Genomic DNA, 13,554 nt, shown 5'->3' with positions numbered 1-13,554 from the left:
AATTTAACAATTGCTACGTTCATGCTACGTTTCGTTTTCATAATGACAGTGACGAAAAATTAGTTCAAGGAGTCAGCATGAGAGGTACAGTATCTCTATCGCTTTTAGCGTCGGCTTTGGTAGTCAACGCTTTTGGAGCGGATGATGTAATCGGAATGTTTAATGAGGGAAAAGTAAGCGGACAATTCCGTGAATTTTCAATCAGCAGAGAAGTAGACGATACCCGTCCGGCTGCAAACAACGATTATACGCGTAAAGCAAATACGATCGGCGGTTATCTTAAATACGAAACCGGCGCATGGAATGGCTTGAGCCTCGGTGCTGCCGTATACGGAACAATCGGTGTCCATTTGGGGAACCGCAGCAATGTAAACGACGTTGACCCGACGTTGCTAAGCAAAGACAACCAAAACGATTTTTACTTAGGCGAAGCGTATCTCCAATACAAAAACGGGAATACTACCTTTAAAGCGGGACGCCAAAAACTTGATACTCCGATGGTGGGCAGCGATGATGCACGTATGCTTCCGAACCTTTTTGAAGCGTATGTATTGACCAATACGGATGTCAAAGATACGACATTGGTTGCGGCTCATGTAACTAAATTTGCGCAAGGTACGTTCGGACGTGCTTACACAAGCGGAATTCTCAGTGCGACTTCCGGATACTCTTTGGTTGATGCTCGCGGACAAACCGGTGATTTTACCAATATGGGTGAATACGCTATCGGCGAAAAAACAGACGGTGTAAGTGTTGCCGCAGCGATCTACAGCGGTATCCCGGGGCTTAAACTCCAACTTTGGGACTATTACGCGCACGATATCTTGAACGCTGTATATGCCGAAGCAAATTACGGTTTTTCTATGGGTAACGGTGTAGCACCGTACGTAGCGGCACAATGGATCAACGAAAGAGATGTCGGTTCCAATAACGTAGCGGCACTTAATAAAGTTGAAAGTGATTTCGTTGCGGGAAAAATAGGGGTAAAAGTAGCAAACTTCGATGTTTACGCTGCTGTCTCACATAACAGTAAAGACTCTGCTTCTGATAACGGGACACACGGCGGAACTATTTCTCCATGGGGCGGAATGCCGGCATATACTCAAGGAATGGTAACGCGTCATCAGTTTATGGCGGGAACCGATGCTTGGAAAGCGGCAGCGAGCTATGACTGGAAAAATTTCGGAGTTAAATTGAATACAAGTGTTTACTACGCTGAATTTGATATGGACAAATTAAACGGTTATGCGGCAAACCATGCATGGACGGCGAAAGAAAAAGGGTTTGATGTCATTTTCAATCCGGAAACCATTAAAAATCTTCAGCTTCGCCTCCGTGCAAACTATACAGACGATTTTTATGATGTTACAACCGGTTCAGTTAGCTGGGACGAATATCGTTTCATCCTCAACTACAACTTTTAAAGGAGGTTTATTATGAAACAAGAGATGGTTGATCGTATTAAGAACGATCCTGATTTTATTCATCTTGTCAAAACACGCAGTAAATTTGCATGGACATTAACGATCGTTATGTTGGTTATTTACTTCGGATTCGTTTTGACAATCGCATTTGACCCGTCGATCTTGGGGACTCCGTTGTCTGCCGGATCGGTTACTACCGTCGGAATTCCGGTCGGTGTCGGCGTTATCGTCATCGCATTCGTATTGACGGGGATTTATGTCCGTCGCGCAAACGGTGAATTCGATGAATTGACCGCAAGAATCAAAAATAAAGCAAAGGGAGAGTGATGAAAGCGTTATTCTTAGCTCTTTTCTCCGTCGCTGCGTTTGCCGGTGAGGCACTCAGCGGTGCGGTAGAGAAACAACCGCTTAATATGTCGGCTATTATCATGTTCTTGATCTTCGTTGGGGCAACTCTCGGGATCACCTATTGGGCGGCAAAACGCACCAAAACGGCAAAAGATTTCTATACAGCCGGCGGCGGAATCACAGGATTCCAAAACGGTATGGCGATCGCGGGTGACTATATGTCAGCAGCATCATTCCTCGGGATTTCTGCTCTTGTTTATGCAAAAGGGTATGACGGTTTGATCTACTCTATCGGATTCTTGGTCGGTTGGCCGATTATCTTGTTTATGGTAGCTGAACAGCTTCGTAACCTCGGTAAATATACGTTTGCGGACGTTGCGTCGTATCGTTTGCGTCAAACGCCTATCCGCACATTGGCGGCATTCGGGTCTATTTTGACGGTTGTTTTGTATTTGATCGCTCAAATGGTAGGGGCTGGAAAATTGATTCAGCTTCTTTTCGGTTTGGATTATGAGATCGCGGTTATTTTGGTCGGTGTATTGATGATTCTCTACGTAACATTCGGTGGGATGCTTGCGACAACGTGGGTTCAAATCATCAAAGCATTCTTGTTGCTCTCGGGTGCGACATTTATGGCGGTTGCGGTTATGGCACACTATAACTTTAACTTCGAATCGTTGTTTGCAACGGCTGTAAGTATGAAAGATCAGTCCATTATGGCTCCGGGTAAATTGGTCAGCGATCCGATCTCGGCAATTTCACTCGGTATTGCATTGATGTTCGGTACGGCGGGTCTTCCGCATATTCTTATGCGCTTTTTCACCGTCAGCGATGCGAAAGAGGCACGCAAATCGGTTTTCTATGCGACAGGATTTATCGGGTACTTCTATATCTTGACGTTCATTATCGGTTTCGGTGCGATCGTTATGGTTTTCCAAAACCCGCAATATCTTGACCTTGCGAAACAAGCGGTAGACGGCGGTGCTCCGATTCTCGGCGGCGACAATATGGCGGCAATTCACTTGAGCCATGCGGTGGGTGGAGACTTCTTCCTCGGATTTATGTCTGCGGTAGCGTTTGCAACCATCCTTGCGGTTGTATCGGGTCTTACCTTGGCGGGTGCTTCGGCTATTTCACATGACTTGTATGCGAGTGTTCTTCGTGCAGGACGTGCGGACGGGATGATGGAGATGAAAGTTTCTAAAATCTCTACGGTTGTTTTGGGTATCGTTGCGATCTATCTCGGTATTGCATTTGAAGATCAAAACATCGCGTTCATGGTCGGATTGGCGTTTGCAATCGCTGCGAGTGCGAACTTCCCGATCTTGTTCCTTTCAATGTTCTGGTCAAAACTCACGACTCGCGGTGCATTGCTCGGCGGATCATTGGGTCTTTTGACAGCCGGAGTACTGGTAGTTCTCGGACCGACCGTATGGGTAGACGTATTGAAAAACGCGGAAGCGATTTTCCCTTACAAATATCCGGCTCTTTTCTCTGTGAGTGCGGCATTTATCGGAATCTGGTTCTTCTCGATTACCGATAAGAGTGAAAACTCTGAAAAAGAGAAAGAGGCGTATGAAGCGCAATACATCCGAAGCCAAACCGGTATCGGTGCTGAAGGTGCTGTTGAGCATTGATAAGTTGCCGTGTCTGAAGATATCAGCCTCGAATGAGGCAAGCTTCAGTGCCACAGCGGCTAGCGTAGTCAAAGGGGGTTTGCTCCTTTGGCGTTTTAAATAGGAGTAGACTTGAGTCTTTTTGACCAAAAAGCACTATTGATGTCGATCCATCCCTTTGACTTGCTAGGGGAGAGGATGATCGAAAAACTGATGACCCAGATGGATATCGCCTATTACCCTAAAGAGACGGTCTTGATCGCTCCGAGGGTACGGGCGGAATCACTGTACATCATCATCAAAGGCGTTGTCAACGAAACCATCGAGGGTGAACTCCAAAACGTATACGGGGAGCGCGACAGCTTTGACGCGAACTCCCTGATATACGGAAATACCCAAAGCACCTTTATCGTTGCCGAAGATCTGATCTGCTACGAACTCCCCAAAGAAACTTTTCTCAACCTTCTTCAAGATGTCGAACCGTTCCAAAACTACTTTATGCAAGATTTCATTACCAAACACCAAAATCTTAAAGAGCGTCAGCACCAAAACGAGCTTACCCCTTTTATGGTTTCCCGTGTCGATGAAATCTATCTGCATACTCCCTGTTTCGTAGATGCGTCGTTGAGCATCAATGCTTCATTGCGAAAAATGAGCGAGCAGGGGGCAAAGGTTATTTTGGTCCGTCGGGGGGAAGAGGATGGAATCGTCACCGATACCAATCTTCGCGAACGTGTTCTTTTGGCAGGAAAAAGTACCGCAGAGCCGATCGGAGATATTGCGACTTACGGTCTTTTGACGATTGAGCGGAGCGATTTTCTCTTTAACGCATTGCTTCTTTTCACCAAATACGGTATCAAGCGGCTTGTGGTAACGGAAGGGGATGCAATTGTCGGTATTTTGGAGCAGATTGACCTATTAAGCCATTTTGCCAACCATACCCATCTGATTGCCGCATCGATTGAACGTGCAAACAGCATTGACGAGCTTCACAGTGCTCAGCGTTCGTTGACGCACTTGGTTCGCTCACTAACGAACAAAGGGGTGCGTGTACGATATGTTTCTAAACTGGTCAGTGAGCTGAATGCAAAGCTGTATCACAAAGTTTTTGAGATGGTCGTACCGGCATCGATGCAAAATAAATGTGCGCTGATCGTCATGGGAAGCGAGGGGCGCGGAGAACAGGTTCTTCGTACCGATCAGGACAACGGTCTCATTTTCCGTGACGGAGAAGATGAAGAACAGTTTGCCCCGTATATGATGGAGTTAAACCGTCAACTGCTGCAACTCGGATTTCCCGAATGCAGCGGAAACGTTATGGTTTCCAACCCGTATTGGCGCCGCAGCGTAGCGGATTATAAAAAATTGATCTCAGAATGGATCGAGACGTTCAATGAAGAGAGCCTGATGGGCTTGTCGATTTTCCTGGATGCGCAATGCGTCGCAGGAGATAAATCGCTGCTGGATGAGTGCCGTGAATATCTGTATGAGCACTTTGAAGGGAGAAGCGACATTATGGCCCATTTGGCAAAAGTGACGCTGGCATTTGAAACGCCGCTAAGCCTTATCGGAGGTTTCGTCTTCGGAAGAGCGGAACACGGCAGTGAACTTGACATCAAAAAGGGGGGGATTTTTGCGATCGTACACGGTATCCGTGTGTTGGCGCTGGAACATAAAATCAGCTCAACCAATACTACCGAACGGATCAAAGAGCTTAACAACATCGGTTTGTTTGATAAACGGTTTGCGAGCGAGCTGATAGAAGCGTATGATACACTGCTTAGTATCCGTTTGCGGGTGCTGCTCTCGCAAAAACAGATCACCGATATTCAAAATTACGTCAACCCGAAACTTCTTGCCAAGGCTGATCGCGATTTGCTCAAAGATGCGTTTAAAATCGTCAATACGTTCAAAAAATTTCTGACCTATCATTTCCATTTGGGGATGGTGGTCTGATGTTTGAGAACTTCAAACGTTCATGGTGTCGGCGTTCACTCAAAGATGAGTCGTATGCATGGCTTTTTGAGCCCTATGAAGGAGACGAAGCGGTCGTATTTGATACCGAAACGACGGGATTGAATACCAAAAAAGACGAAGTCCTCAGCATCGGTGCCGTCAAGATAAAAGGGGATAAAATCCTTACGTCGGAGAGTTTTGAACTCTTCTTGAAACCTTCACGCGAAATCAGTGTCGAAAGTATCAAGATTCACCATATCCGTCCGTGTGATCTTGAGAACGCGATCGAACCCGTCGAAGGGGCGAAAAAGTTTCTCGAATTTGTGGGAAATCGCCCGTTGATAGGGTATTATTTGGAGTTTGATATGGCGATGATGAATCGCCTCATAAAACCCTGGATCGGGGTCAATTTGCCGAATCGTCAAATCGAAGTCTCAGGACTCTATTTTGATAAGAAAATTGAGCTTATCCCGCAAGGAAATATTGATCTACGTTTTGATACAATTTTACGTGATTTAAACATCCCTCGGATGGGACAGCACAACGCGTTGAATGACGCGATCATGACCGCAATGGTCTATATAAAATTACAACACATTACTAAACTACATTAAGGAGCCTTACTTATGAGCGATATCGTCAAACCGACTTTTCATCCAAACCGAGAGTTTGCTAAAAATGCACGCATTAAAAACATGTGCGAATACCACGATTTACAAGCGTGGGCAGAGGAAGATTATGAAGGATTCTGGGCCCATTTTGCCAATGAAAAAATTGACTGGTTTAAACCGTATACTCAAGTTCTCGATGAGAGTAACGCACCGTTTTACAAATGGTTCGTGAACGGAAAACTTAACGTTGCTCACCAATGTATCGACCGTCACCTCACTTCACGCAAAAACAAAGCGGCGATCATTTTCGAAGGCGACCGCGGTGACAAACAAATTATTACCTATCTTGAACTTTATTACAACGTCAATAAGTTCGCAAACCTCCTTAAAAACGAGTTCCATGTCAAAAAAGGCGACCGTGTTGTAATCTATATGCCGATGATCCCGGAAGCGGCGTATGCGATGCTTGCGTGTGCCCGTATCGGAGCGATCCACTCGATCGTTTTCGGCGGATTCTCATCCGAAGCGCTGAAAGACCGTATCGAAGATGCGCAGGCTAAATTGGTAATCACTGCAGACGGTGCATACCGCAAAGACAAACCGTACATGCTCAAACCGGTCGTTGACCAAGCGATCGATGCCAATTCTCCGGTGGAAAAAGTTCTCGTGGTCGAGCGTAACAACGAAGACGTTACCTGGGTAGCGGGACGCGATTACTCGTACAACGAATTGATCAAATCTCAATCAAGCATTTGTGAAGCCGAAGAGATGGATGCGGAAGATCCGTTGTTCCTCCTCTATACGTCAGGTTCTACCGGAAAACCGAAAGGGGTACAACACAACTCTGCGGGGTATATCCTTTGGGCTCAAATGACGATGGAATGGGTATTCGACGTCAAAGAAAACGACACTTACTGGTGTACTGCCGACGTCGGCTGGATTACCGGACACACCTACATCGTTTACGGACCGCTTGCAATGGGTGCGACGACGGTCATGTTCGAAGGAGTTCCGACCTATCCGGATGCGGGACGTCCGTGGAAAATGGTCGAAGAGTACAAAATCAACCAATTCTACACTGCTCCGACGGCAATCCGCGTATTGCACAAAACGGGTGAAGATGAGCCCTCTAAATACGATCTCAGCAGCCTGAAAGTCCTCGGAACCGTCGGTGAGCCGATCGACCCTCCGGCATGGAAATGGTACTATGAAGCGGTCGGCGGAAGCAAATGTGCGATCGTCGATACCTACTGGCAAACCGAGACGGGGGGACACATCGTTTCTCCGCTTCCGGGGGCAACTCCGATCAAACCTGCGTGTGCGACATTCCCGCTTCCGGGGATCATCGCTGAGATCCTTGATCCGCAAACCGGTGTCAAAGTACCGGCGGGCGAGGGCGGTTATATGTGTGTAACCCGTCCTTGGCCGTCAATGATCCGCGGCATCTGGGGCGATCCTGAGCGTTTCGTGAAATCGTACTTCGGCGATGTTAAAAAAGACGGTCAGCCGGTCTACTTCACCGGTGACGGCGCAATCTACGACGAAGAGGGCTACATCACGATTACAGGACGTACCGATGACGTTATCAACGTATCCGGTCACCGTATGGGAACTGCCGAAGTTGAAGCGGCATGTAAAAAACACCCTAACGTTGCTGAAGTAGCCGTTGTCGGTAAACCGCACGATATCAAAGGTGAGGGGATCTTCGCCTACATCGTTCTCAAAAGCGAAGATACCGTCGGTGAAGAGATGGAGATGGTCAAAGAGATCAACAAAGTGATCATGAAAGAGATCGGTAACATCGCTATCTGTGATGACATCGTTTTCGTTCCGGGCTTGCCGAAAACACGTTCAGGAAAAATCATGCGCCGTATCCTCCGCTCAATTGCGAAAGGCGATGCGATTACTCAGGATATCTCGACTCTCGAAGATCCGTCGATCGTTGCTACTATCGAAGCGAAAGTCAAAGGCTAATAGCTTCTTTCTCCCTCCCGCTTCGGCGGGAATCCACTCCCATTATTTTTCTTAAAAACTATTTTCTTCTGACATGCTATAATTCTCTATCGATAGAGGAGTCATAGAATGCAATCATTAACGATTAATTTTCAAAACCCGCAAATATTTGACAAATTTTTATGGCTGTTAGAGCACTTTAAAAAAGACGGTGTAGAAGTCGTTTCCAAAGACGATATCGAAGATTTAAAAGCATTGTCAAAAACACGTGAGGAAGAGAGTATCCCGTTTGAGGAATATTTAAAAGATGCGCATTGAGATTCGCAAAAGTGCGATCAAAGACCTCCAAAAAATAAACGAACCTTTCAAAAGTAAACTCCACGAAAAAATCATCTCTCTCAAAAATTTCCCTGATGTTTCCAATATTAAAAAACTGACCAATTTCGAACCTGCGTATCGTATGCGAGTAGGGGATTATCGGGTTTTGTTCGATGTAGTTGAGGATACGATTTTTATCGGTCGTGTGTTGCATCGGCAAGAGAGTTATGAATAAAGTTTAAGGTACGATTGTGAAATGGAAATATAAATATTTTTTTGCAGCGCTTCCTCCATTTTTACTCTTCGGTGGTTGGAAATTATCTGACTGGGCATATCACTATTTTGGTTGTCAAGGGGGATTGAAAAATCTTCAACATTGTTATGTTGGAACGGTTGATATTATGCCTTATTTAGGATTTGGACTTTTTTGGTGCCAGCTTTTATGGATACCAGCGATTGTTTTTTCTGCTTGGTTGTTATTACGAATAAAGCATAAAGAAGAAGAATTTAACAAAGAAAGGTTCTAAGCCCCCTTATGCCATAATTCGACATTTACAAGGGAGTTCTTATGGCCGCAGGTTCCACGATCTACAAAGCACAGCTCAGTATTTCCGATATGGATCGCAACTACTACGAAACCCATGAGATTACGATAGCCCAGCACCCCTCGGAAACCGATCAGCGTCTTATGATCCGTCTCGCTGCTTTTGCCCTGAACGCCAGTGATCGCCTGATTATTACCAAAGGGATCGGGGGAGACGACGAACCCGAACTGTGGGAGAAAAACTACGGCGGAGAGATCGAGCTGTGGATCGATCTGGGACAGGTGGACGAGAAACGGCTGCGCAAGGCGTGCGGACGCAGTGAACAGGTAATCGTCTACACCTACAACTATAAAAGTGCCGTTGCATGGTGGAAACAGTACGGCTCCACGTTTGCACGGTTTAAAAACCTTCGCGTTATCCATCTGCATGCCGAGGGGATAGAGACACTGTGCGAGCGCTCCATGCGGCTTCAGTGCAACATCAGCGACGGTGAACTCAGTTTTCACGGCGACTCGGGAGATGTTACGATAATGCAAGAAGAGTGGCAATAATACGTCACTATTCTTCACACAGGTTAGAGCTTTATCTCTAAATCTGTTACCTTTGGCTATACTATCTCACTATTATCTCCCTTAACGGATAAACCTATGAAACGAAAAATCGGAAAATTTAAAAGCTCTATCGCTACCCTCGAACTTCAAGACCGTGTATTACGCGAAAATACCCTTATTCTGGCAGAGCCGGGTTCAGGAAAGACCCATTTGGCCAATAAAATCCGCGAATTTGTCATCGCAGCCGGTATTCCGACCCTGTATCTTGATTTCTCAAATCCTACCCCGGACGAGGTAGAGGAAAAATTCAAAAAAGGGAGCGATTTTCACTACATGTGTTTTGAGGAGAGTGAAGCGTTCAACACCGCTTTGGATGAAGCGATCGCACAGCGCCAGAACATTTACATGGCGGTCAGCCCTTCGTTTTTTGCCAGCAAACGGGAGATTAAAAGTAATCTCTCAAAAATGATGCAAAAGCGCGAACTCTTGGAAAATTACTATTACATCATGCAGGAAATCGCGAGTTTGGAAGGGTTCTATACCAAATTCGAAGACTTTATGTTCTACATCTTCGACCTTGTCAATCTCAAAAAATTCGGCCTTACCTTTTTGGCGCAGCCGCATGAGATGTTTGAAAATCCGCGTATCAAACTGCTCTTTTCATTCCTCTTTATCGGGCGCTGTTCGAACGCCTATTATTACAATACGACTGTTTTGCGTTCTATGGAGCCGAATACGTTCTTATATCAGCACCGGGTAGATAACCGCTCGCTCCTCTTTAACAACATCCAAAGCGATATCGTTTTTATCGACGATTAAACCTCTGCCTTGATTCCCCTCCCTTTTTTAATGATCCTTGCGATGATGCTCTGGGGAGGGGGATGGCCCGCCCTTAAAATCCTCACCGAAAGCGTATCGTGGGAAGTGGCGACATTTTGGCGCTTTGCGCTGATGAGTATTGCATTTCTCCCCGTACTGTGGTGGCACAAAAAACCTCTTCGCGTCTCTTTACATGCTTTAGGATGGGTCACTCTCAGCGGACTTTTAAATGCCGTTTTCATGGCCCTCTCTTTTTGGGGAGTAGCGGCTGGGACTGCCGGAGCGGGAGGGGTGATTATCACGACGCTCAGTCCGGTCATCACGGTAGGAATCGCCGTGGCATTTTTGGGCTTTAAACCCTCACAGCGCCATGTTACGGGCTTAATGATCGGATTGGTCGGCGGGGCGGTTATGCTTCAAATCACTAACAGCGATCTGCTTTTTCACGGGGGGAACCTTATTTTTCTTTTGAGTGCGTTGGTATGGGCCGTTTTGACCCTCTCCGCTCAGCGTTCCCATCTGCATCTCGATCCGATCCACTATACCTTTTTTCTGGGGCTTATCGCTACCGTTTTTATGTTTTTTATAGCCTATCCTCTAGGAATCGGAAGCGTCTTTAACCAAGACCTCCGATTCTGGGGCGCATTGCTGTATCTGGCGGTATTGGGCCAAACGGTCGCTTCGAGTATCTATTTTATCGCTTCGGGGGCAATGGGATCATCGAAAGCGAGTTCGTATATGTTCTTAGTACCGGTCAGTGCTCTGGGGACGAGTTATCTGTTATTGGGCGAAATACCCTCATTGACGTTGATTTTAGGAGGGCTTATCAGTATTGCTGCTGTTTATCTCATCAACAATCCGCTCAAAAGGGATTTGTCTTAATCCCCTAAAACAGGTATAATTCGCTAATTTTTTTGAGTTAAGGCAGAGGAGCATACCGTATGGGAAGAGCGTTTGAATATCGTAAAGCGGCAAAAATGAAGCGCTGGGGAAATATGTCGAGAGTATTTCCTAAACTGGGTAAAATCATCACAATGGCGGCAAAAGAGGGCGGATCAGATCCCGATATGAACCCGAAACTCCGTACGGCGATTTTGACCGCTAAAGCGCAGAATATGCCCAAAGACAATATCGACGCGGCAATCAAACGGGCGACCGGAAAAGATGCGATTACCCTCACCGAAGTCAATATCGAAGGGAAAGCTCCTCACGGTGCATTGATCTTCGTTGAATGCGCGACTGATAATAATACCCGTACCGTTGCGAATATCCGCAGTTATTTCGGAAAAGCCAAAGGTGAGATGCTCAACAACGGCTCTTTGGAATTTATGTTCAGCCGCAAAGCGGTATTCAGTTTCCCGACACCGGAAATGGATCTCGAAGAGCTTGAATTCGCATTGATCGACGCAGGGCTGGAGACACTCGAAGAAGAAGAGGGGGAAGTGACGGTATACGGTGATTACACCGCATTCGGTACCCTCTCGACTGCCCTCGAAGAGTTAGGGATCGTCCCGGGCAAAGCGGCGCTGGAGCGTATTCCGAATACGACGGTAGAGTTTACCGACGAACAGATGGTCGATATCGAAAAACTGATCGATCGTATCGAAGAGGACGATGACGTCCAAGCCGTTTATACCAACATCGGTTAAAACTCCTCTTTTCTCCCCTCGGGGATCCCCCTTAAATGTCACATCATTATCACAAATTGTAATATCTTTTGCTATACTTATTATGTAATAGTTATTGAAGAGGAGAAAGAATGAGATTTTTACCGTCCGCTAAAGCGGCCCTTTTGGCATGTGCGCTGATCGGTTCTGCCGCAAGTGCAAAAGAGTTTAAAATGCTTCCGATTTTGGATAAAAACTTTTGTCCGAATATTCAAGTCGGGGTATCAATGGGGTATATGAACCTGAAAAATATCAGTGCGGCAGGTATGACGGAAGGGATTGAAATTTCACTGGATTGTCCCGTTTTTACCCTTCCGTGGGATAATCTTAGACAGCAAATCATGTTAAATCATTTTAACAGCGACGGCGTAGAGATGACGAATCTCGAGTTTAACCCTTATTATCTTATTACATTGGACAACAATGTGGAGTGGGGATTCGGTCCCGGGTTCGGAGTTATTTTTTCGGATGCGCGGAAAGACGATACGGTATTTACCCTGCAAGCCGGAACCGGTTTAAAATACAACATCAGCAAGAGCGTGTATACGGGTGCGGATGTCCGGTATCAATGGACGCAAAAAGCGGATCTGTCTACCGGTTACAAAGAAGACCTGGATAACTATCGTGCACAAGTTAAAATCGGATACCGATTCTAAAGACTTCCTAATACTCTCCCTTTCCGTGGGAGAGAATCACTCAGCCGCTTTTTCGTTTCCTGCGGGTTTTGCATAATGGATTTTAGCGTCCAGCAGCAGCGTTTTGGCAAAATGGGCTTTTGTCCCTGACGGGAAATGGGGATCTTTGAGGAGTACCGATATTTTCTTGCTTCCGTTTCGCTGAATAAGGCGGCGCAGTGTCCCTTCTCCCATCGCATAGGCAAAATCTGCCAAATACCAGCTTCCGAATTGTTGTTTCAAACTTTTGATATACCGTATCGCCGCATCGGTTGAACGGTCGGCATCGAGCCTCTCATCATTGTTTTTGGTTACACACAGCCCGAAATTTCGGGCACTTTGTTTACTGAACTGCCATAAGCCGGCTGTGCCGTAGCCGCGGGAAGATGGATTAAATTTGGATTCGGAATAAGGAATCAGGGCAAAGAACCGGGGAATTCCCTCTTTTTCAAATTTGGCTTCGATGCGTTGATACTCTTCGGTCGTCGCCAGATAGCGTTTATACAAAGGGGATATGGTTCCGCGATAGTTATCGAGCGTATTGTCCAATACGGACGTATCCAGAAGGGTCTCCTCGCTTTGGAGCGATAGGAGAGAGAGATTGATGGCTTCGACATCGCTGCGCCCGTATAGGATGAGTGAACAAAACAGAATGGAAATTAAGAAAGAAAATTTCATCAGACTAAAGACGGTTAAAAAGGGATCCGGGTATACAAACCGACAAAATTCCCGTTCATCCCATTTTGGCTTATGACAGGCGTCAGCAAGTATTTATCCGTAATGACAGCGCCAAGTGCCGATCCGGCGGTATGCGCGGCAACATCTAGTAGGTTGCCCCATAAATTTCCGTGTTTAGCCGTCACGACTATCTCTTCGATGGCAAATCCGACACTGCTTACCCCGAAACCGAACATTGCACGATTTTCGGGATAGTAGCGATCTCCCACCGCTGTCAACGCACCGGCAATAACAACACCTCCGCCGAAATGGCTTATTTCACTGTTGAAACTCTCATTGGCCGTAAGCATTGTTGCGAACATTAGCGGGATAAGGATAAGTTTCTTCATTATTT

General features: G+C 46.3%; 16 protein-coding genes. 14 read left to right on the top strand and 2 right to left on the bottom strand.

From position 1 onward, the window contains the following. The first annotated feature begins 77 nt into the window (after positions 1–77). From SULKU_RS09200 to SULKU_RS09135, 14 genes are all read left to right on the top strand, one after another. On the top strand, positions 78–1,424 hold the full coding sequence (locus tag SULKU_RS09200) for an OprD family outer membrane porin (protein WP_013460691.1): 1,347 nt from the start codon (positions 78–80) through the stop codon (positions 1,422–1,424). A 12-nt stretch (positions 1,425–1,436) separates the two neighbouring features. Continuing rightward, a complete protein-coding gene (locus tag SULKU_RS09195; RefSeq protein WP_013460690.1) occupies positions 1,437–1,751 on the top strand; it encodes a DUF485 domain-containing protein in 315 nt (104 codons plus the stop codon). Beyond that, positions 1,751–3,409: a cation acetate symporter gene (locus SULKU_RS09190; RefSeq protein ID WP_013460689.1), complete on the top strand. Its 1,659-nt coding sequence runs from the start codon at positions 1,751–1,753 to the stop codon at positions 3,407–3,409. Before SULKU_RS09195 ends, SULKU_RS09190 begins: the two co-directional genes overlap by 1 nt. 111 nt (positions 3,410–3,520) lie before the next feature. Continuing rightward, positions 3,521–5,344, top strand: a complete 1,824-nt coding sequence (locus tag SULKU_RS09185) for a putative nucleotidyltransferase substrate binding domain-containing protein (RefSeq protein ID WP_013460687.1) — start codon at positions 3,521–3,523, stop codon at positions 5,342–5,344. Next, positions 5,344–5,958, top strand: a complete 615-nt coding sequence (locus tag SULKU_RS09180; protein ID WP_013460686.1) for a 3'-5' exonuclease — start codon at positions 5,344–5,346, stop codon at positions 5,956–5,958. The genes SULKU_RS09185 and SULKU_RS09180 overlap by 1 nt, the downstream gene beginning before the upstream one ends. Before the next feature lie 12 nt (positions 5,959–5,970). Next, positions 5,971–7,929 (top strand): acetate--CoA ligase, encoded by a 1,959-nt coding sequence (gene acs, locus SULKU_RS09175; protein WP_013460685.1) that lies wholly within the window; start codon positions 5,971–5,973, stop codon positions 7,927–7,929. Positions 7,930–8,037: 108 nt separating this feature from the next. After that, positions 8,038–8,226 carry a hypothetical protein gene (locus SULKU_RS09170; RefSeq protein ID WP_013460684.1) on the top strand — a complete coding sequence of 63 codons (189 nt, stop codon included), beginning with the start codon at positions 8,038–8,040 and terminating at the stop codon, positions 8,224–8,226. Next, a complete protein-coding gene (locus SULKU_RS09165; RefSeq protein WP_013460683.1) occupies positions 8,216–8,461 on the top strand; it encodes a type II toxin-antitoxin system RelE family toxin in 246 nt (81 codons plus the stop codon). Before SULKU_RS09170 ends, SULKU_RS09165 begins: the two co-directional genes overlap by 11 nt. Positions 8,462–8,477: 16 nt before the next feature. Beyond that, the gene (locus SULKU_RS09160; RefSeq protein ID WP_049766974.1) at positions 8,478–8,753 is read left to right on the top strand and encodes a hypothetical protein; all 276 of its coding nucleotides are present in this window, start codon (positions 8,478–8,480) and stop codon (positions 8,751–8,753) included. A gap of 41 nt (positions 8,754–8,794) precedes the next feature. Further along, the gene (locus tag SULKU_RS09155; protein WP_013460682.1) at positions 8,795–9,322 is read left to right on the top strand and encodes a YaeQ family protein; all 528 of its coding nucleotides are present in this window, start codon (positions 8,795–8,797) and stop codon (positions 9,320–9,322) included. 96 nt (positions 9,323–9,418) lie between these two features. Beyond that, positions 9,419–10,141, top strand: coding sequence for an ATP-binding protein (locus SULKU_RS09150; protein WP_013460681.1), 723 nt, complete (start codon positions 9,419–9,421; stop codon positions 10,139–10,141). A 9-nt stretch (positions 10,142–10,150) separates the two neighbouring features. After that, positions 10,151–11,023, top strand: a complete 873-nt coding sequence (locus SULKU_RS09145; RefSeq protein WP_013460680.1) for a DMT family transporter — start codon at positions 10,151–10,153, stop codon at positions 11,021–11,023. Positions 11,024–11,082: 59 nt separating this feature from the next. After that, entirely contained in the window at positions 11,083–11,790 is a 708-nt protein-coding gene (locus SULKU_RS09140; RefSeq protein WP_013460679.1) for a YebC/PmpR family DNA-binding transcriptional regulator, read from the top strand. Between the two features lie 110 nt (positions 11,791–11,900). Continuing rightward, positions 11,901–12,464, top strand: a complete 564-nt coding sequence (locus tag SULKU_RS09135; protein ID WP_013460678.1) for an outer membrane protein — start codon at positions 11,901–11,903, stop codon at positions 12,462–12,464. 36 nt (positions 12,465–12,500) lie between these two features. Here SULKU_RS09135 and SULKU_RS14525 read toward each other — a convergent pair whose 3' ends face one another. Beyond that, positions 12,501–13,160, bottom strand: a complete 660-nt coding sequence (locus SULKU_RS14525; protein WP_013460677.1) for a lytic transglycosylase domain-containing protein — start codon at positions 13,158–13,160, stop codon at positions 12,501–12,503. 14 nt (positions 13,161–13,174) lie between these two features. Then, a complete protein-coding gene (locus tag SULKU_RS09125) occupies positions 13,175–13,549 on the bottom strand; it encodes a hypothetical protein (RefSeq protein ID WP_013460676.1) in 375 nt (124 codons plus the stop codon). Positions 13,550–13,554: the final 5 nt, after the last annotated feature.

It is taken from the genome of Sulfuricurvum kujiense DSM 16994 (assembly GCF_000183725.1).
Lineage (GTDB): Bacteria > Campylobacterota > Campylobacteria > Campylobacterales > Sulfurimonadaceae > Sulfuricurvum > Sulfuricurvum kujiense.
This window is presented reverse-complemented; position numbering and strand designations above follow the sequence as displayed.

Coding starts and splice junctions, on each gene's coding strand:
- SULKU_RS09200 (WP_013460691.1), top strand. CDS start 78: ATGAGAGGTACAGTATCTCTATCGCTTTTAGCGTCGGCTTTGGTAGTC.
- SULKU_RS09195 (WP_013460690.1), top strand. CDS start 1,437: ATGAAACAAGAGATGGTTGATCGTATTAAGAACGATCCTGATTTTATT.
- SULKU_RS09190 (WP_013460689.1), top strand. CDS start 1,751: ATGAAAGCGTTATTCTTAGCTCTTTTCTCCGTCGCTGCGTTTGCCGGT.
- SULKU_RS09180 (WP_013460686.1), top strand. CDS start 5,344: ATGTTTGAGAACTTCAAACGTTCATGGTGTCGGCGTTCACTCAAAGAT.
- acs (WP_013460685.1), top strand. CDS start 5,971: ATGAGCGATATCGTCAAACCGACTTTTCATCCAAACCGAGAGTTTGCT.
- SULKU_RS09170 (WP_013460684.1), top strand. CDS start 8,038: ATGCAATCATTAACGATTAATTTTCAAAACCCGCAAATATTTGACAAA.
- SULKU_RS09165 (WP_013460683.1), top strand. CDS start 8,216: ATGCGCATTGAGATTCGCAAAAGTGCGATCAAAGACCTCCAAAAAATA.
- SULKU_RS09155 (WP_013460682.1), top strand. CDS start 8,795: ATGGCCGCAGGTTCCACGATCTACAAAGCACAGCTCAGTATTTCCGAT.
- SULKU_RS09150 (WP_013460681.1), top strand. CDS start 9,419: ATGAAACGAAAAATCGGAAAATTTAAAAGCTCTATCGCTACCCTCGAA.
- SULKU_RS09140 (WP_013460679.1), top strand. CDS start 11,083: ATGGGAAGAGCGTTTGAATATCGTAAAGCGGCAAAAATGAAGCGCTGG.
- SULKU_RS09135 (WP_013460678.1), top strand. CDS start 11,901: ATGAGATTTTTACCGTCCGCTAAAGCGGCCCTTTTGGCATGTGCGCTG.
- SULKU_RS14525 (WP_013460677.1), bottom strand. CDS start 13,160: ATGAAATTTTCTTTCTTAATTTCCATTCTGTTTTGTTCACTCATCCTA.
- SULKU_RS09125 (WP_013460676.1), bottom strand. CDS start 13,549: ATGAAGAAACTTATCCTTATCCCGCTAATGTTCGCAACAATGCTTACG.